Origin of the sequence: Streptomyces sp. S186, from assembly GCF_051603415.1 — a bacterium.
GTDB lineage: Bacteria > Actinomycetota > Actinomycetes > Streptomycetales > Streptomycetaceae > Streptomyces.
The window spans coordinates 437,314-453,958 of record NZ_CP193932.1; the positions used below are offsets into that span (position 1 = coordinate 437,314).

General features: G+C 71.9%; 16 protein-coding genes. 8 read left to right on the forward strand and 8 right to left on the reverse strand.

Going from position 1 to position 16,645, the window contains the following annotated elements; translation table 11 throughout:
• Positions 1-4: 4 nt before the first annotated feature.
• The 3 genes from ACRAS8_RS01920 to ACRAS8_RS01930 all read right to left on the reverse strand — a co-directional run bounded on the left by ACRAS8_RS01920 (position 5) and on the right by ACRAS8_RS01930 (position 3,327).
• Positions 5-451: a hypothetical protein gene (locus tag ACRAS8_RS01920; protein WP_438483982.1), complete on the reverse strand. Its 447-nt coding sequence runs from the start codon at positions 449-451 to the stop codon at positions 5-7.
• Positions 452-782: 331 nt separating this feature from the next.
• Positions 783-2,075, reverse strand: coding sequence for an aminotransferase class I/II-fold pyridoxal phosphate-dependent enzyme (locus tag ACRAS8_RS01925; RefSeq protein ID WP_438483983.1), 1,293 nt, complete (start codon positions 2,073-2,075; stop codon positions 783-785).
• A 196-nt stretch (positions 2,076-2,271) separates the two neighbouring features.
• Positions 2,272-3,327 carry an alpha/beta hydrolase gene (locus tag ACRAS8_RS01930; protein ID WP_438483984.1) on the reverse strand — a complete coding sequence of 352 codons (1,056 nt, stop codon included), beginning with the start codon at positions 3,325-3,327 and terminating at the stop codon, positions 2,272-2,274.
• Positions 3,328-3,535: 208 nt separating this feature from the next.
• Here ACRAS8_RS01930 and ACRAS8_RS01935 point away from each other — a divergent pair, with 208 nt between their 5' ends.
• Together ACRAS8_RS01935 and ACRAS8_RS01940 are read left to right on the forward strand one after the other, a co-directional pair.
• Positions 3,536-4,090 (forward strand): PadR family transcriptional regulator, encoded by a 555-nt coding sequence (locus ACRAS8_RS01935; protein ID WP_438483985.1) that lies wholly within the window; start codon positions 3,536-3,538, stop codon positions 4,088-4,090.
• A gap of 369 nt (positions 4,091-4,459) precedes the next feature.
• On the forward strand, positions 4,460-5,311 hold the full coding sequence (locus ACRAS8_RS01940) for a DUF6424 family protein (protein ID WP_438483986.1): 852 nt from the start codon (positions 4,460-4,462) through the stop codon (positions 5,309-5,311).
• A gap of 152 nt (positions 5,312-5,463) precedes the next feature.
• On the opposite strand, the gene ACRAS8_RS01945 is transcribed toward ACRAS8_RS01940, so the two are convergent.
• The 3 genes from ACRAS8_RS01945 to ACRAS8_RS01955 form a co-directional block, all read right to left on the reverse strand.
• Positions 5,464-5,811 carry a hypothetical protein gene (locus ACRAS8_RS01945; protein ID WP_438483987.1) on the reverse strand — a complete coding sequence of 116 codons (348 nt, stop codon included), beginning with the start codon at positions 5,809-5,811 and terminating at the stop codon, positions 5,464-5,466.
• Between the two features lie 214 nt (positions 5,812-6,025).
• Positions 6,026-6,730, reverse strand: a complete 705-nt coding sequence (locus ACRAS8_RS01950; protein WP_438483988.1) for a VC0807 family protein — start codon at positions 6,728-6,730, stop codon at positions 6,026-6,028.
• A gap of 177 nt (positions 6,731-6,907) precedes the next feature.
• Positions 6,908-7,828 (reverse strand): NAD(P)-dependent oxidoreductase, encoded by a 921-nt coding sequence (locus ACRAS8_RS01955; RefSeq protein ID WP_438490318.1) that lies wholly within the window; start codon positions 7,826-7,828, stop codon positions 6,908-6,910.
• A 134-nt stretch (positions 7,829-7,962) separates the two neighbouring features.
• Here ACRAS8_RS01955 and ACRAS8_RS01960 point away from each other — a divergent pair, with 134 nt between their 5' ends.
• A complete protein-coding gene (locus ACRAS8_RS01960) occupies positions 7,963-8,562 on the forward strand; it encodes a TetR/AcrR family transcriptional regulator (RefSeq protein ID WP_438483989.1) in 600 nt (199 codons plus the stop codon).
• A gap of 87 nt (positions 8,563-8,649) precedes the next feature.
• On the opposite strand, the gene ACRAS8_RS01965 is transcribed toward ACRAS8_RS01960, so the two are convergent.
• Entirely contained in the window at positions 8,650-9,087 is a 438-nt protein-coding gene (locus ACRAS8_RS01965) for a MarR family winged helix-turn-helix transcriptional regulator (protein ID WP_438483990.1), read from the reverse strand.
• A 208-nt stretch (positions 9,088-9,295) separates the two neighbouring features.
• On the opposite strand from ACRAS8_RS01965, the gene ACRAS8_RS01970 reads away from it, so the two are divergent.
• The 3 genes from ACRAS8_RS01970 to ACRAS8_RS01980 all read left to right on the forward strand — a co-directional run bounded on the left by ACRAS8_RS01970 (position 9,296) and on the right by ACRAS8_RS01980 (position 14,242).
• The gene (locus tag ACRAS8_RS01970; protein ID WP_438483991.1) at positions 9,296-9,565 is read left to right on the forward strand and encodes a GlsB/YeaQ/YmgE family stress response membrane protein; all 270 of its coding nucleotides are present in this window, start codon (positions 9,296-9,298) and stop codon (positions 9,563-9,565) included.
• A 246-nt stretch (positions 9,566-9,811) separates the two neighbouring features.
• Positions 9,812-11,791, forward strand: coding sequence for a GTP-binding protein (locus tag ACRAS8_RS01975; protein WP_438483992.1), 1,980 nt, complete (start codon positions 9,812-9,814; stop codon positions 11,789-11,791).
• A gap of 228 nt (positions 11,792-12,019) precedes the next feature.
• Positions 12,020-14,242, forward strand: a complete 2,223-nt coding sequence (locus ACRAS8_RS01980; RefSeq protein WP_438490319.1) for a HelD family protein — start codon at positions 12,020-12,022, stop codon at positions 14,240-14,242.
• 90 nt (positions 14,243-14,332) lie between these two features.
• Here the strand turns inward: ACRAS8_RS01980 and ACRAS8_RS01985 are convergent, their stop codons facing one another.
• On the reverse strand, positions 14,333-15,316 hold the full coding sequence (locus ACRAS8_RS01985) for an LAETG motif-containing sortase-dependent surface protein (RefSeq protein ID WP_438483993.1): 984 nt from the start codon (positions 15,314-15,316) through the stop codon (positions 14,333-14,335).
• A 162-nt stretch (positions 15,317-15,478) separates the two neighbouring features.
• On the opposite strand from ACRAS8_RS01985, the gene ACRAS8_RS01990 reads away from it, so the two are divergent.
• Together ACRAS8_RS01990 and ACRAS8_RS01995 are read left to right on the forward strand one after the other, a co-directional pair.
• Positions 15,479-15,889, forward strand: coding sequence for a hypothetical protein (locus ACRAS8_RS01990; protein ID WP_438483994.1), 411 nt, complete (start codon positions 15,479-15,481; stop codon positions 15,887-15,889).
• 9 nt (positions 15,890-15,898) lie between these two features.
• Positions 15,899-16,597: a hypothetical protein gene (locus tag ACRAS8_RS01995; protein WP_438483995.1), complete on the forward strand. Its 699-nt coding sequence runs from the start codon at positions 15,899-15,901 to the stop codon at positions 16,595-16,597.
• Positions 16,598-16,645: the final 48 nt, after the last annotated feature.

The following is a 16,645-nucleotide window of genomic DNA, read 5'->3' on the forward strand; positions in this document are numbered from 1 at the left end:
GCCGTCAGCTCCAGAGCTGCGTGGTGACGACGCGGGGCGTGCCGGCCGGCCGGTCGGCGGGATAGGTCAACGTCACCCGGGTGTAGTGCCACTGCCCGGAGTGCCCGGACCGGAGCTGCGGACTGTCGAGGCGCACCCGGACCGGATAGCCGTGGAAGTGGCCCGCCGCGCAGTACGGCACGCAGTCATTGACCATGTCCGTGCCGACCGCCGCCGCGGACCGGGACGTCCAGTGCGACCAGCGCAGGGACTTCAGGACGTTGTTGCCGTCGCCGCAGGCGAGGATGAAGGTGCCGGGGCGCTCCTGGGCCTGCCCGGCGCAGTCGATGACCGCTACGTGGCCGGTGGTGGGCGGCGTGGCGGCCACGGAGACGGAGGCCGGTGCGGTGGCCGCCGCCAGCGCCGCCCCGGCACAGACCATGAGTGCTGCCGTTGCCCTGTGAACTCGCATAACCGCTCCTCAGCCGCTTCGCACGGGTGGACACCGGCTGCGACGCAGGGTGCGGTCGCCGTCACGGCCCGGACACGTCCCCGCGGGGCTGTCGCTGCCTCTCTCTGCGGAGCAGGCTACGACCGCCGGGCCTGGCGGCGCCACCCGGACCGGCCGGACCTGCCGCCGTTCCGCAGCGTGCGCCGCCAACCACCCAGCGTGCTCGGCCGGATATCGCGCCCACCGTCCCCCTCCATGGGCGCGGCCACCCCCTTCCCGGGCACGGCCGACTCCCTCCCGATCCTCGCGGATCGACACTCCACCACGGGAGCCGGCCGCGCCGCCCCACCGCTCAGGCCGGGACGTCGGAGGACGTCAACAGCCGCTCCACCGCGGCGAGTTCGACGCACAGGGCCAGGCCCTCCAGCGCGTCGAGCAGCTCGTCGAGGCCGGGGTAGCTGGGCGCGAGGCGGATGTTGCGGTCCCGGGGGTCCTTGCCGAGCGGGAAGGTGGCTCCGGCGGGCGTCAGGGCGATGCCCGCGTCGCCGGCCAGCTCCACCACGCGGGCCGCGCAGCCGTCCGGGACGTCCAGGCTCACGAAGTAGCCGCCCCGGGGCCGGGTCCAGGAGGCGATCCCGGTGCCGCCGAGCCGCTTCTCCAGCACGGTGTCGACCAGCTCGAACTTGGGCCGCAGCACGGCGGCGTGCCGGTCCATATGGGCGTCCACGGCGGATGCGTCGGGCAGGAAGCGGGCGTGCCGCAGCTGGTTGACCTTGTCGGGTCCGATGGTCCGCTTCGAGAGGTGGCCGAGCAGCCAGGAGACGTTGGCGGGCGAGGAACCGAAGAAGGCGACGCCGCTGCCGGCCATGGTGATCTTCGAGGTCGAGCCGAAGACGAACGCCCGGTCGGGGTGGCCGTGTTCGGCACACAGGCCGAGGATGTCCGCGAGGGGCTCGTCCTCGCCCGTCACGCGGTGCACGGCGTAGGCGTTGTCCCAGAATATGCGGAAGTCGGGGGCGGCGGTCTCCATCGCGGCCAGGCGCCGCACCGTCTCGGCGGAGTAGGTGACGGCCGTGGGGTTGCTGAACTTCGGCACACACCAGATGCCCTTGACCCGCTCGTCGGCGACGAGGCGTTCGACCTCGTCCATGTCCGGGCCGGTCCCGGTCATCGGCACCGGGATCATGTCGATGCCGAGCTTCTCGCAGAGCGCGAAGTGCCGGTCGTAGCCGGGCACGGGGCACAGTACGGCCGTGCGGCCCTCCCGCGGCCAGGGCGCGGTGGAACCCGGTACGCCGAACAGCACGGCGTCCACCATGCACTCGTACATCAGCTCAAGGCTGGAGTTGCCGAAGGCCACCAGCTGCTCGGCCGGCACCTGGAGCGGCCCGGAGAACGTGGCCCGCAGTTCCGGCAGGCCGTGCAGACCGCCGTAGTTGCGGCAGTCCGTACCGTCCTGTGCGGTGTGGTCGCCGTCGGCGCCGGGCAACCCCAACAGGGGCTTCGCCAGCGCCAGTTGCTCGGCGGACGGCTTGCCGCGGGTCAGGTCCAGGCGCAGGCCCCGGTCCTTGAGGCGCCGGTACTCGTCACGGAGCGTGGTGCGCCGCTCGGACAGCTCGGCGTGCGTGAGTGCGGTCAGTTCCATTGCTCGTCCTTCCTTGTTCTTCCTCGTTCTTACTCGTCTCTCTTCGCCCTCCCCCGGTCCGCCGTCGGCGCGGCGGGCGCGCGGGCAGGGCCCACCGTAGCCGAGCGGATCCTGACCACCTGCCCATTTCCGCACGTCCGATGCGGGCCGGATGCCTGGCGCGCATCGGACGGGACGGAAACCCGGCTCGCGGCGGTCAGGCCCGCACGGCCGGAGTCCGTGGTACGGACGTGAGGGCGGCACGCAGCGCGGCCAGCCAGTGTGCGGTGGTGCGGCGGGCCAGTTCGGTGTGCGGTGCGTAGCCCTCGAAGAAATGCCAGGCACCGGGGACGTCCTTGGTCTCGACGGGCACATCGGCCTCGGTCAGCCGACGGGCGTAGTCCAGTCCCTCGTCGCGCAGGGGGTCGAGTCCGCAGGTGAGGACGTAGGCGGGCGGCAGGCCCGAGAGGTCGGTGGCCCGGGCGGGCGCGGCGTAGACAGGGGTGTGCGGAGCGCGGTCGAGGCCGAGGTAGGCGTCCCAGGTGTGTCCCAGGCTCACGGCGTTGGCGATCCTGCGGTCGGTGATGCGCCGCGCGGAGGCGGTGCGGAGACGGTCGTCCAGGCACGGGATGAGGAGCCCCTGCCAGGCGATGCCGGGACCTCGGCGGTCGCGGGCCATGAGGCACACGGCGGCGGCGAGATTGCCGCCCGCGGAGGCCCCGGTGACGGCGATCCGGTCGGCGTCCAGGCCCAGTTCCGCGGCGCGTGCGGCCATCCATTCCAAGGTGGCGTAGCAGTCCTCGACGCCCGCGGGGTAACGGTGTTCGGGGGCCAGGCGGTAGTGGACGTTGACCACGACCGCACCGGCCGCGACGCATGCCTCACGCGCCATGGGACTGGGCCCGTCCAGCTCCCCATAGACGAATCCGCCGCCGTGGAGGTAGAGCACGCCGGGCAGTACGCCCGTCGCGCCGGCGGGGCGGAGCACCTGGACGTCCAGGGTGTTGCCGTCCGGGCCGGGCACGGTCGTGTGCCGGATGGTGACGCGGGGGTCGTGCGCGGGCATCGACGGCGCCATCAGCCTCCGGAAGCCGGCCCGGAGCGCCGCGACGTCGGTGTAGGGATTCTCCGGCCGCTCGGGCAACGCGGCGAGCACATCGGCCAGTTCGGGGTGTACGGCGAGGTGCGTCGAGTGGGCGTGGGCGTGCATGCGGTATTCGTCCCCGTTCTCCGGCAGGCAGGCGAGCAGGCGGCCGCACTGCGGCTCCGACAACGCAACACAACGCGAAGCACCCCCGACCCGCGCAACCATCTCATTGATACGGTCTCAACAGAAGAGACGGTATGGTCTCAATGAGACCGTATCAAGGGAGTGGAACAGCCGCACAGAACAGGCACGCGGCACAGGCAACCGACACGGGGCGAACACAGGGCGCAGGCGCAGGCACAGCCACAGGCACACCGAACAGGCAGAGGAAACGATGGCGGAGTACAGCCCGGCAAGGTACGTCGTACTGGGCCTGATCGCCCGGCACGGCCCGATGACGCCGTACGAGCTCAAGGCGCGCGTCGAGGACGACATCCAGCCCTTCTGGCCCATCCTGCACGCGCAGCTCTACCGCATCCCACCCGAACTGGCACAGGCCGGCCTGCTGCGGGAGGAGGCCGAGACCACCGGGCGGCGGCGCCGGATCTTCCACCTCACCCCCGCCGGCCGCGCCGCGCTGGCCCGCTGGCTGGCCGACCCCGACACTCCCGAGGCGGAGACCCGCGACCCGGCCCAGCTCAAGCTCTTCTTCGCCGACCTCGGCGACCCGTCGGACATCGTCGCGCTCGCCGCGCGCCAGGCCGAACGGCACCGGAAATGGCTCGCGCACTACACCTCGCTGCGCGCCGAACTCGACCCCGCAAAGGATTCGCGAGAGCGGTCCCGGGCCCGATTGCTACGCCTCGGCGTACTGCACGAACGCGCCCATGCGGAGTTCTGGGAATCGATCGCCGCCGATCCGGGCCGACTGGACGACCCCATTTCCTGAACCCCCACCGCGCGAAATCCCTCGGGCCGGCCCGTACCACCACTTACCGGAAATCGAGTTACGGAAAATCGAGTCGCGATATCAGCTCTCCTCATTCGGCCCTCCTCACGCAACTCTCCTCACGAATTCGCCGCCGACGGGTCGCCATTTCCTTCCTCCGCCAGGCGACAACTACCCCACGTGACACCGCAGTCGCCGCCAGAGAGGGGCGGAAGAGCCCGGTCCGAGCGGGGCGAACAGCGGTAGCATCTCCTGTAGAGGGCGACTCATTCCGTCGCCGCATTCCGGGAGTTGACGCAGGTCAAGCGGCCCGACGATCCGCTTTCCCGTTCTCTCCGCGCGCCTCCCGGCCCTCGGATGGAGAGCACCATGAAGACCACAGGGAACCAATCCGCGGCAGGGAACCAGACCACAGCGGGAACCCACACCGAGCACGAAAACCACCCATGGACGATATCCGTGGCGGACCACCCCCAGCGCACCGACAGCCCTGGCTACAAAGCCAGTCGCGCGTTGATGCTCAAGCTCGTCGACACCACCGGTGACTGGACTTTCTCCCCTGGCCCGTATCAGGACCACCACGGCGGCGGTATCTGGGTCAAGGACCACAACGGGTGGATGTGCCTGTTCCTGCCGCTGGGCATCGAGTGGTCGGCGCAGTTCTGCGCGGACCCGGCGAAGGTCGACCAGGTCCGTCAGTACGCGGCCCGTGTGGTCGCCGCTTTCCCGGACACGCTGCCCGGCTATGAGGCGTTCGGCTACCACGACGGCGAGGAACTCCTGAACACGCCGATCCAGTCCGCCGAGCAGGTCGCCAACTGGACGGATTCGATATTCAACGCCTCGGTGCCGCTGCCCGCCGGGACCCACTCCGGAGTGCTCCCGACGGCGGCCGGCTACCACCACTACCCGAAGCCGATCGTGGACATCGACTACTTCCGCTTCGACGACTTCAACCTCTTCGTCGAGGACAGCAACGGCCTGTCGGTGGCGGTCGTCCCGGTCGCCCCGCGCGGTTCCGGCGACGGCCGGGTGCGGGTGCTGGCCGCCCACCCGAGCTCACCGTACGCCAAGCACCTGGTCACTCCCAGCGGCGGGCAGCGCCCTGAGATGACCGTCGAAACCGAGGGCCCGGCCGTCGAGGCGGACGCAACGGTCCTCCCCGCCGGCGACGCATTGGCCCAACAGGCATTCCGCCTTCAGCAGCCCATGCCCGCATAGCCGCATAGCTGCATAACGCCTGCCCGCGTAGCCCCGTTCAGGGGCCGGTAGGACTAGCCTGAGGAGGAACCGTTCCCACGCGGCGCGGGCAGCCAACCGCCGGCGGGCCCAGTGGGCCACGCCGGCGGATCATCGATCGTGGGGTCTGCGGCTCAGTCGGCGTCGACGCGGAGGGAGCCGAAGCGCTTCAGCTTCTTGTGCTTGCCGGGGCCGAGTTCGGCCACCGGCTTTCCGGCGCAGTGCCGCCCGGCGTAGAAGTGGGCGGTCTTGCGGACCAGCGAGAGGTTGGAGGTCAGTCCCTCGCCGGCGATGGTGTAGCACTGGCCGGGCTCGGGCTGCTTGAGGACCTGCGCCTTCCCCTTCGGGGTGGTGTAGGTGATCATGCCGAGGTCGGCCGCACCGGCGGCCGCCGCCGACATCATGACCGCGCCGACCGCGAGCGAGAGCGCCGCGCGCACACGTCCGCGCAGACGTCGACCACCACGTACGACTGAGTTCATCAGGGGCTCCAGTTGAGAGGGGGGAGCGGGTTGTCGACGAGTCCAACGACGGACCGGCCGCACCGTGACGGCGGCCCACGTCAACTCACCCGCACCGTGACGGCGCCCACGTCAACTCACCCGCTCCGCACTCCCCCACCGCCCCGCGCCGCCGACCTGCGTCGAAGGCTTCACGCCCGGGCCATGCCCGAGTCACGCCCGGGTCCCGTCCGGGTCACGTCCGCACCGCGTCGTGCGCCACGCGGACCGGCGTCTCGGAGGCGACCGGCTCCCGCAGGCCGAACAGCGGGATGCCGTGCCGGTCGCGGAAGGCGCGGCTGCGGCGCACCGTCAGTGCCACCATCGCACCGAGAATCGCCAGGGACTGGACCTTGCCGAGCACCGGCACCACGTCCACCGGCAGCGCCAGTGCGGCCACCGTGCTGAACGTGGCATCGAGGAGTTGGGAACCGCCCCACAGCATGGTCATCCCCCGCAACGCGGCCCGGAAATCCGGGAGTTCGCGCCAGGCACGCTCGACTGCCGGCCGGCCCGCGGAGCCTGCCATTCGGCGCCCGAAGTGGTACGCGAAGGGCCGGGCCGCGAACAGGCTGCTCAGGATCCACAGCCCCAGAGCGGAGGGGAGGGCCGCGTCCTTCAGCAGCAGGAGCCGGGGGCTGCCACCGACCGCCGACAGCCCCGCGGAGACTGCCAGCAGCGCCACCACGAGAAGGTCGAAGAAGTCGACGCGACGGCGTACCAGGGCGGTGCCCAGCGCATGCGCGGCCGGAAGCACACCGCTCAGCAACAGCGCCTGCCACTGGGCGACGTCCTGCGCCCGCAGCACGTAGTACAGCACCAGCGGCAGCGCGATGTTGACGGTCAGCGGTACGCCCAAGGCGCGCCCCCGCCGCGCACCACGCCTGTCCTCGGTTTCCACGACGGCCTCCAACGGCCCGGCGCCGGGCGGTCCGGCGCTTCGGTGACCTGTACCGACGCTAGAAGCCGGGCGGGTGGAGCAGCATCGGCCCGCGGGCCGGACCCGTCGCACCGGGCCTCCACCCGCCCGCTCCACCGCCGGGTGGAGAACCGCCCGGGCCCGGGCGGCGGGTGCCGGTCAGCCCTCACCGCCCTTCTTCATCAGTTCCAGCAGGCTGGAGAAGCTGTCCGCGCCGTGTCCGGCCTGGACGCCGCGCCGGAAGAGTTCGACGACGGCGGTGGGCAGTGCGGTGTCGACGCCCGCGTCGGCGTTGGTGTGCAGGACGTGTTCGACGCTGGCCAGGCCCATGGCCAGGCGGTCCACGTCGCCCTGGTGCCGGCCCGCGTCGATGCGCTCGGCGTAGAAGGCGAAGAAGCCCGGCAGGGACTGCGCGGTCTCGGTGGCGTGCTGGAGGATCTCGGACGCGCGGAGGCCGTTGGCGTCGGCGAGGGCGAGGGCCTGCCAGTAGCCGAGCATGGAGGTCCAGAACATCACCATGCCGATCTGGTAGTACAGCGCCGCGAGTCCGGGGTCCTCGCCCCGGTAGTCGGTCCGGCCGGTCACCACTTCGAGCACGGGGCGGTGGGCGTCGAACACCGCGCGCGGTCCGCTGTAGAAGGTGGCGGACTCCGGGCGGCCGATCCCGGACGGCGGGACGGTGACGCCGCCGGTGAGCTGGACGGCTCCGTGGCCGGCGGCCCAGCGGGCGGCGGCCCGGGCCTTCTCGGGGGTGTCCGAGCTGAGGTTGACCAGCACCCGGCCCGCCAACGCGGCGGCGGCCGGTTCCAGTACGGCGTACATCGCCTCGTAGTCCGTGAGGCTGAGGATCACCAGCTCGTTGGCGGCGAGGGCGTCGGCCACACCCGGTGCCAGGGTCGCGCCGCGGGCCACCAGGGCGTCGGCGCGGGCGGCCGTGCGGTTCCAGACGGTGACCTCGTAGCCCTGGTCCAGATAGGCGTCGGCCATCGCCTGGCCCATCGGCCCGAGCCCGATGACGGTGACCGACCGATGGTCGACGGCCGCGCCCGTCGCGTTGTGCACGCCGGTGCCGGTGCTCATGTTGATGCTCATGGGAAATCCTTCCGCCCCTCACTAAAACGAATCGCTAAAACGAACGCTCTATTCAGCGCACGCCGAGAACGTACCACACCACTAGAACGAGCGCTCTACTCAACGACCGGTACGGTGGCACCATGCAGACCAGCACCCGGGACCGGATCGTCATCACCGCAGCCCGCCTTCTCCAACGGCAGGGCTATGTCGGCACCGGCATCAAGCAGATCGCCCAGGAGGCGCAGGCCACCCTGGGCTCCGTCTACCACTTCTTCCCCGGCGGCAAGGAGACCGTCGCGGTCGCCGCGATCGAGCACAGCAGCCGGGAATTCGCCGCGCTGCTGAAGAGGGCGCTGGACGCGGAGCCCGATCCGGCGGCGGCGGTGAACGCCTGCGCCGGTCAACTCGCCGAGGAACTACGGGAGTCGGGCTGGATCGAAGGATGCCCGGTCACCGCGGCGGCCCTGGAAACGCTCGGTACCGACTCACCGATCCAACACGCGTGCGCGACGGCCCTGCGCGACTGGGAACAGCTCGTCCGCGACAAGCTGCTGCGCAGCGGACTGCACGCGCAGGACGCCGGGGAACTGGCCACCACCATCATCGGCGCCCTGGAAGGCGCCGAGGTCACCGCCCAGGTCACCCGCAGCGAGGAGCCCCTGCGCACGGTCGGCCGCCAACTGGCACGCCTGGTGGGCACGTACGAGCGGTCCGCTCGGCCTGCGGGCGAGCGGGACTGAACCCGGGCGGGACCGCGACGGCGTGCGCGAAAGGTCCGGCCCGGGCCCAGGCCAGGGCCGGTCCGGGGAGCCGGCAGGGCGGTGGCGTCAGAGGCTGTCGCCCAGTCGCTCGATCAGCGGGGCGGCCGCCTTCAACGTCGCCAGCTCGGCGCCCGTGAACCGCTCTCCCAGAACCTGCGCCAGCTGCCTGGCCCGGGCGTCCCGCTTGTGCCGCAGCACCTCGACGCCGGCCTCGGTCAGCGACATGATGATCCGCCGGCCGTCATGCGGATCGCGCCGGCGCTCGACGAAGCCGCGCTCCTCCAACACACCCAGGGTGGTGCCCATTGCCTGGGACGTGATCTGCTCGGCACGGGCCAGCTCGGCCGCCGTGGCCGGGCCGCCCCGGTCCAGCCGCGCCAACGCGGCACGCTCGGGCAACGAGAGATCGCCCGGTGCCTGGAACTGGCGCAGGCGCCTGGCCAGCAGACCGATGCTTGCGTAGAGCGCGCCGGCCAAGTCCTCGACGTCCGAGCCCTGAGTCATGATCAGAAGGCTAGGTTGAGCAGGTCGGGCAATCAATCGAGGTTGACGGACGTACCCGGGCCGTGCACATAGCGCCACCCGCCCCGCGTTCCGATCGTTCCGTCACGCGTTTGCCGCACGCCGGCGTGAAAGCCCTCGCGACGGGAACCAGTCTTTACGCATTGACGAACATCACGCACTGACGAATCGTTGCGGAGAGGCTGCGGACATGGGAATTCTCGCCTGGGCTCTGATCGGCCTGATCGCCGGCGCCATCGCCAAGGCCCTGATGCCCGGCAAGGACCCCGGCGGCTGCCTGATCACCATGCTGATCGGCATCGCGGGCGGTCTGCTGGGCGGCTGGCTGGGGAAGGTGATCTTCGGGGTCCGCTCGATCAACGGCTTCTTCCATCTGTCGACGTGGATCGCCGCCATCGTCGGCTCCCTGATCGTCCTGCTCCTCTACCGCCTCACCCTGGGCCGCCATCGCGTGCGCTGACCGCGCGTCCGACCGGGCGCAGACCGCCACCGCAGGGGCCGGAAGAGCACGACGCCGACCGGCCCCCGTGCGCGCACCGGGCAAAGCGGACCGGGAAAATCAGTTGCCGATGCCGCCATACGGCCGCCAGGCTGTGCGCCGGCCGATCGTCCACAGAGCGACAGAGCGGGAGCACCACCATGCGCCGATTCCTCGAAAACCCCCAGCGCCCCTACCGGACGGTGACTTTCGAGGACTTCGGCACCCATGCATATCCAGCACATCCAGCACACTCTGAACATCGGCATCCTGGCCCACGTCGACGCGGGTAAGACCAGCCTGACCGAGCGCCTGCTGTTCGACACCGGCGCCATCGACCGGCTCGGCAGCGTCGACGCCGGCGACACCCAGACCGACACGGGCCTCATCGAGCGGCAGCGCGGCATCACCGTGCGCTCGGCGGTGGCCTCCTTCACGGCCGGCGCCACGCAGGTCAATCTGATCGACACCCCCGGGCACTCGGACTTCGTCGCCGAGGTGGAACGCGTTCTCGGCGTGCTGGACGGCGCCGTGCTGGTGCTCTCCGCCGTCGAGGGGGTCCAGGCGCACACCCGTGTCCTGATGCGGACGCTGCGGGACATGCGGCTGCCGGTGCTGCTCTTCGTCAACAAGATCGACCGGGTGGGCGCCCGCGACGACGCTCTGCTCGCCGACATCCGGCGCAAGCTGGCCCCGCACCTGGTCCCGATGACGCCGGTGCGCGACCTCGGCACGCCGTCCGCCCGTGCGCTCTCGCCGGCGCTCGACGACGACCCGGAGTTCCGCACCCGGGTCGCCGAGGCCCTGGCCGAGATCGACGAGGCGCTGCTGGCCCGCGTCGTGGACGGCCCGTATCCGTCGGCCGACGAGCTGCGCGCCGCACTCGTCGAGCACACGCGGAGCGGCGCCACCCATCCCGTCCACTTCGGCTCGGCGCGCAGCGGAGCGGGCATCGGTGCGCTCATCGACGGGATCACCGGCCTGCTCCGGCCGGCGCCCTCCGGCGGCGCCGCGGCTCCGGACGGTGCGGCGCCGCCGCGCGGCACGGTCTTCGCCGTCGAGCGCGAACCGTCCGGCAAGAAGACCGCCTATCTGCGCCTGTTCACCGGCACGCTGGCCGCGCGCCAGCGGGTGGCCCTGCACCGCACCGGCCCGGACGGCGCTCGCCTGACGCACCACGGCCAGATCACCGCCCTCCACGTCGTCGGGCGGCGCCACGGCGGCGACGGCGCGCGGCAGTTGACGCCGGGCAACATCGCGAAGCTCGGCGGTCTGGCGGAGGTGCGGGTCGGCGACCGGCTCACCGATCCCGCGGGCCGGGACGACGGCCCCCGCCCACCACGCTTCCCCGCGCCCACCCTCCGGACGCTGGTCCGCCCCCGGGACGCGGCGCCCGGCGCGGCGTCCCGGCTGCACGCGGCCCTCCAGCGCCTCTGCGAACAGGACCCCCTCATCCACGCCGACGCCAGCCCGGACGGCGCCACGACGGTCCTGCTCTACGGCGAGATCCAGAAGGAGATCCTGACGGCGACCCTCGCCCACGACTTCGGGATCGAGGCCGTCTTCGAGCCGACCAGGACCGTCTTTCTGGAACGGCCGGTGGGCGTCGGCGAGGCGTCCGAGGAGATCGGGCGGCGGGTCCCCGGCCCGAGCGGCTTCTGGGCCACGGTCGGACTGCGCGTCGCACCCGGGCAGCGCGGTTCCGGCGTCGCCTTCCGGTACGAGACCGAGCTGGGCGCCCTCCCCCACGCCTTCCACACCGCCATCGAGGAAACGGTGCATTCCGCGCTCCGCAGCGGCCCGCGCGGCTGGGCCGTCACCGACTGCACCGTCACCCTGACCCGCTCGGGCTTCGTCGGCCCGCTCAGCACGGCGGGCGACTTCCGGGGCCTGACTCCGCTGGTGCTCCGGCGTGCCCTGGACGACGCCGGGACACAGCTCTACGAGCCCTGCCACACCTTCGACGTGGACATCCCCCTGGACACCCTGCCGGCCGTCACCTCGTGCCTCGCCGCGCTTGGCGCGGACCTCGTGGAGACCGCGGGCGGTACGACATCGTGGCTGGTCAAGGGCGTGATCCCGGCCAGCCGGGTGCGCGCCGCCGAGCAGCGGCTGCCGGGGCTGACCCGCGGCGAGGCGCTGTGGTGGTCCCGGCCCGACGGGGACCGGCCGGTCGGCCGCCCGGCCGCGGAGACACCGGGCCGCTGACCCGCGGCCCGAGCACACCGCACAACGTCGGGGAGCCGGGAATCAGGGAAAAGAAAAACCCCGTCGCATTGCGATGCGATCGAGGTTTGACAACCGGGGGATTTCTCCGCGTATATTGAGCGTTTGCATGTGACGAGAAAGCGACTCAAAGGCGCCATTCAAAAGTGCAACCCAAACTCTCACTGCTGCACAGCATATTCGAGCGGAGTTGAATTGTCAAACGAGGAATTGCGTAAGGAGCAGGAATTCGTGGACCTGCTCCACGAACGCCTCGACACCCTGCGATCCGGGGCGCGGACGGCCATGGACGAAGCCCTCCCGCAGACCGGGGGCACGTTCCAGGCACGCCTGGAACGTGATGTGCTCGTCGCCGAACAGGCCGAACTGCTGGCCGGCTTCGAGGCCGGGGAGCACGGACTGTGCTTCGGCCGACTGGCCTTCCGGGACGGCCGCGACCACCACATCGGCCGGATCGGCATCCGGCGCGACGACGCCGACCGCACTCCGCTGGTCATCGACTGGCGGGCCGACGTCGCCCGCCCCTTCTACCTCGCCACCGGGCACACCCCCATGGGACTGCGGCGCCGGCGCCACCTGACCACCAAGGGCCGCCGGGTGACCGCGCTGCACGACGAGATCCTCGACCTCGCCGACTCCGAGCGCACCGGCCACGAAGGCACCGACGCGGACGCCGTTCTGCTGGCGTCGCTGGACGCGGCCCGCACCGGCCGCATGCACGACATCGTGCAGACCATCCAGGCCGACCAGGACCGCATCATCCGCGCCCCGCACGACGGCGTCCTCGTCGTGGAGGGCGGCCCGGGCACCGGCAAGACCGTCGTGGCGCTGCACCGGGCCGCGTATCTGCTGTACGCGCACCGCGCGCAGCTGGCCCGGCGCGCGGTGCTGATCGTCGGCCCCAACCCGGCGTTCCTCGGCTACATCGGGCAGGTGCTGCCCTCGCTCGGCGAGACCGGTGTGCTGCTGGCGACGCCCGGCGAGCTGTTCCCCGGCGTGACCGCGACCGGCACCGACACGCCCCGCGCGGCCGAGGTCAAGGGCGACGCGGCGATGGCGGACGCCCTCGCGCGGTTCGTGGCCGACCGGCAGACCCTCCCCGACCCGGTCCTCGTCATCGACCACGAGGACGGCGAACTGCACCTGGACGCCACGATCGCGGAGGAGGCCCGCCGACAGGCCCGGGCCACCCTGCTGCCGCACAACCTCGCGCGCCCGCACTTCGCCTTCCACGTGATCGACGCGCTCACCGCACAACTCACCGAGCGGATCGGCGCCGACCCCTACGGCGGTCCCAACCTCCTCGGCCCGGACGACATCGCCCAGTTGGGCAAGGCCATCGCCACGAGCGGTGCGGTGCATGGTGCCATCGAGGAGCTGTGGCCGTCCCTCACGCCGCATCAGCTGGTCGCCGACTTCCTCGCCGAGCCGGTCCATCTGCCCGACGCCGACGCGGCCGCGATCCGCCGCTCCGGCGGTGCCTGGACCCCGGCGGACGTCGCTCTGCTGGACGAGGCCGCCGAGCTCCTCGGCGAGGACGACTCGGCCGCGCGGGCCGCCGCCGAGGCCGAACGCCAGGAACTCGTCGCGTACGCGCAGGGCGTGCTGGACCTCTCCTACGGTTCGCGCACCCAGGAGTTCGAGGACCGGGACGACGAGGACTCCGAGGTGCTGGCCGCGCACGACCTGATCGACGCCGACCGGCTCGCCGAACGCCAGGAGGAGGCCGACCACCGCACCGCCGCCGAACGCGCCGCGGCGGACCGCACCTGGGCCTTCGGCCACATCATCGTCGACGAGGCCCAGGAACTCTCGCCGATGCTGTGGCGGCTGCTGATGCGCCGTTGCCCGACGCGTTCCATGACCCTGGTCGGCGATCCCGCGCAGACCTCGGAACCGGGCGGCTGCGGTGCCTGGGAGGCCATCCTGGCGCCGCACGTCGGCGACCGCTGGGAGCATGTCCGGCTGGGCGTCAACTACCGTACGCCGACGGAGATCATGGCGGCCGCGGCGGAGATCCCCCGGGCTCTCGACCCGTCGTTCGTGCCGCCGAAGTCGATCCGCTCGACCGGCGTCCACCCGTGGGCCCGGCGCGCCGACGACCTGCCCGCGGCCGTCGCGCAAGCCGTGGCCCGCGAAACGGAACGCGACCATCACGGCCGGCTCGCCGTGATCGCCCCGCGCGGGCGCTGTGCCGCCCTGGCGGCCGCCCTCCCGACGGCCTCCGCCGGTCCCGCCCCCGACCTCACCAACCCGGTGGTGATACTGGACCCGCGCCAGGCCAAGGGGCTGGAGTTCGACACGGTGCTGGTGGCCGAACCGGCGGAGTTCGGGACGAGCGATCTGTATGTCGCGCTCACGCGGGCGACGCAGCGACTGGGCATGCTCTATACGGAGACACTGCCGCGAGGTCTGACCGCGCCGGCGGACTGACCCGGCGCCGGCACCCCGCCGGCGACGCGGCGCGTACAGTGCGGGCCCTCGCCGTACGGTCGGCAGTACGACGAGGGCCCGGACGGTGCGTCAGCGGCCGTCCGAGGTGCGGCGGCGGGCGGCGACCACCAGCCCGGCGCCGGCGGTGAGGGCGACGGCCGAACCGCCGATCGCCCACGGGGTGGCCGGGCCGACGCCGGTGGCGGCCAGTTGCCGGTCACCGCCCGCGGACGCGGACACGGCACTCGACGAGGAGGCCGACGCGGGCCGCGCGCCACTCGCACTGCCGCTGCCACTGCCACTGCCGTCACCGGCACCGCGGCCCGACTTCGCGGGTTCGGCGCCGTCCTCCGCCTTCGCTTCCTTGCCGCTCCCGGTGTGCCCGCCATGGGCATCCGGAACCGGCTTCTTCCTGGCCGCTTCCTCCTCGGCCTTCCGCTTGGCTTCGTCCTTGCGTTCGGCCTCGTCCTTCCGCTTGGCCTCCGCATCCGCCTCGTCCTGGGCGCGGGCCTCGTACTGGCCGACCTCCAGGAAGCGCCGGACGTCCTCCGCCGTGCCCCGCAGTGCCTTATAGGCGGCCGCCTGCACCCGGGGCCCGCCGATGCTGTAGATCTGCATGGCCCGGATCCGGTCGTCCGTTTCCTGGGCGGAGCGCCAGCCGGATTCCAGGAAGCGCACGCGGTCCTCGGGCGTGCCACCGAGCGCCGCCTCCACCGCTTCGCGGACCACCCGGCCCGTGTCCTTGTTCTCGAGGATCCGGAACAGCGTGAAGCGGTTGTCCTCGTCACGTGCCGCGTACTGGCCGACCTCAAGGAAGTGACGCATGGCCGCCGGGCCGCCGTCGAGCGCCCGCTGGGCCTCTCGGTACAGCCCCTTGCCGATGTTCTTGTCCGCGAGCATCCCCAGGATCGTCATCCGGTCCTGCTCGGCGGCCGCATCACTCTGCCCGGCCGTGTCCTCCTGCCCGGCCGAGTTGACGGGCGATGCGCCGCGGTCGGCGGCGGCCGCCGGCGAGGAGAACAGAACGGCCGGTGCTATCGCAGCGGCAGCCACCACGGCCGAAACACGCGCCATCTTCACTCAGTCCACCTACTTGTCCAAGAAATACCCAAAAACTGTCATCGACAGCGTAAAGCAGACGTAAGGTGACGTGATCAGCCGGGTAGGCGCACGGCGCGGCAGCCATCCCGCCGCATCGAATGCCCACACCGTCGGACAGCCATGGAGGAGAAAAGGATGACCCGTCACCCCCGCCGCACCCTTCACTCCGCCCTCATCGGCGCCCTGGCGGTCACCTCATGGGGCGCCGCCACCGCACCGGCCTCGGCCAAGTCCTCGCTCTCCTTCGCCGCCGGCCCCCGCTCGGTCGGCCAGGGCGGACTCGTCCGTGCCACCGCCAGGGCGAGCGACGACAACGCCACATTCAACAGGGTCTGCGTACAGCAGCGTTGGACGGCCGTCGCCTGGCGCAACGTCGCATGCTCCAAGCCCGCCCGCCACGCCGGAGGCGCCGTCAACGCCACCCTGCGCGCCAAGGCACGCGGCCGTATCCAGCTGCGCGCGGTGCTCCTGGAGGGCCGCTCCCCCCAGGACAAGCACCCCAGGACGCGCTCGGTCTCCCGCCCGGTGACCATCACGGTCCACTGAGGGGCCGCTATGTCGGTTTCTGTACAGGTTTTCCGGGAACCCGGCGCGGCTCGCGAGTTCTGGTCCGACGACCGGACGTGCGCGGTCGTGGTGGCGCGGGAGGCCGGGTCGGTCGTCGGCTCGCTCGCGGTACTGGACTTGGGAGCGGACGATCCCGATCTCCGGTTCGTGGGAGTGGTCGAGGGGTCCGCCCAGGCCCGGGTGCCGTTGGTGGAGGCGGCGGCACCGCTCGCGCGGGACGCCGGCGGCCGTACGCTGCGCTGGATCGAGGAGACCGGCGAGATGCCCCTGGCCGCCGCTGCCGCCTTGGAGCGGCTGGGGGCGATCGCCGGGGACGAGGTCCAGCGCTGGTGGCGAAGGGAGTTGCCGGCGGGGCCGGCGGCCGCACCCGGCGGCCGGGATCGCGAGTCGCCGACCGCCGGCGGCGCCCCGTTCCGGGTGGGCATGGGTGATGCCTGGTGCGATGTGGAGGTGGACGACGACCGGGCGATGCTGGTCCTCGACCGGCAGGAGGAAGGGTCGGCCGACGCGCTGGCGGCGCTCGTGTCGTTGGCGTTGCGCCGGGTGACGACGGAGTCCCCCGGAATCCGGGCGGCGGAGATCTGTGTGGCGCCCGGGGACAACGTCTTCGAGGCGGCCCTCCTCTCACTCGGCTTCGCCCCGACGACCCGGCGCGCCGTCGAATACCGCCTGGCGCTGGGCACCTGACGAGGCAGACCGGCTGGCCGACGCCTCAACTACCCGCATACGGCGCCC

Coding starts and splice junctions, on each gene's coding strand:
- ACRAS8_RS01920 (WP_438483982.1), bottom strand. CDS start 451: ATGCGAGTTCACAGGGCAACGGCAGCACTCATGGTCTGTGCCGGGGCG.
- ACRAS8_RS01925 (WP_438483983.1), bottom strand. CDS start 2,075: ATGGAACTGACCGCACTCACGCACGCCGAGCTGTCCGAGCGGCGCACC.
- ACRAS8_RS01935 (WP_438483985.1), top strand. CDS start 3,536: ATGGCGGAGTACAGCCCGGCAAGGTACGTCGTACTGGGCCTGATCGCC.
- ACRAS8_RS01940 (WP_438483986.1), top strand. CDS start 4,460: ATGAAGACCACAGGGAACCAATCCGCGGCAGGGAACCAGACCACAGCG.
- ACRAS8_RS01945 (WP_438483987.1), bottom strand. CDS start 5,811: ATGAACTCAGTCGTACGTGGTGGTCGACGTCTGCGCGGACGTGTGCGC.
- ACRAS8_RS01955 (WP_438490318.1), bottom strand. CDS start 7,828: ATGAGCACCGGCACCGGCGTGCACAACGCGACGGGCGCGGCCGTCGAC.
- ACRAS8_RS01960 (WP_438483989.1), top strand. CDS start 7,963: ATGCAGACCAGCACCCGGGACCGGATCGTCATCACCGCAGCCCGCCTT.
- ACRAS8_RS01965 (WP_438483990.1), bottom strand. CDS start 9,087: ATGACTCAGGGCTCGGACGTCGAGGACTTGGCCGGCGCGCTCTACGCA.
- ACRAS8_RS01970 (WP_438483991.1), top strand. CDS start 9,296: ATGGGAATTCTCGCCTGGGCTCTGATCGGCCTGATCGCCGGCGCCATC.
- ACRAS8_RS01975 (WP_438483992.1), top strand. CDS start 9,812: ATGCATATCCAGCACATCCAGCACACTCTGAACATCGGCATCCTGGCC.
- ACRAS8_RS01985 (WP_438483993.1), bottom strand. CDS start 15,316: ATGGCGCGTGTTTCGGCCGTGGTGGCTGCCGCTGCGATAGCACCGGCC.
- ACRAS8_RS01990 (WP_438483994.1), top strand. CDS start 15,479: ATGACCCGTCACCCCCGCCGCACCCTTCACTCCGCCCTCATCGGCGCC.
- ACRAS8_RS01995 (WP_438483995.1), top strand. CDS start 15,899: ATGTCGGTTTCTGTACAGGTTTTCCGGGAACCCGGCGCGGCTCGCGAG.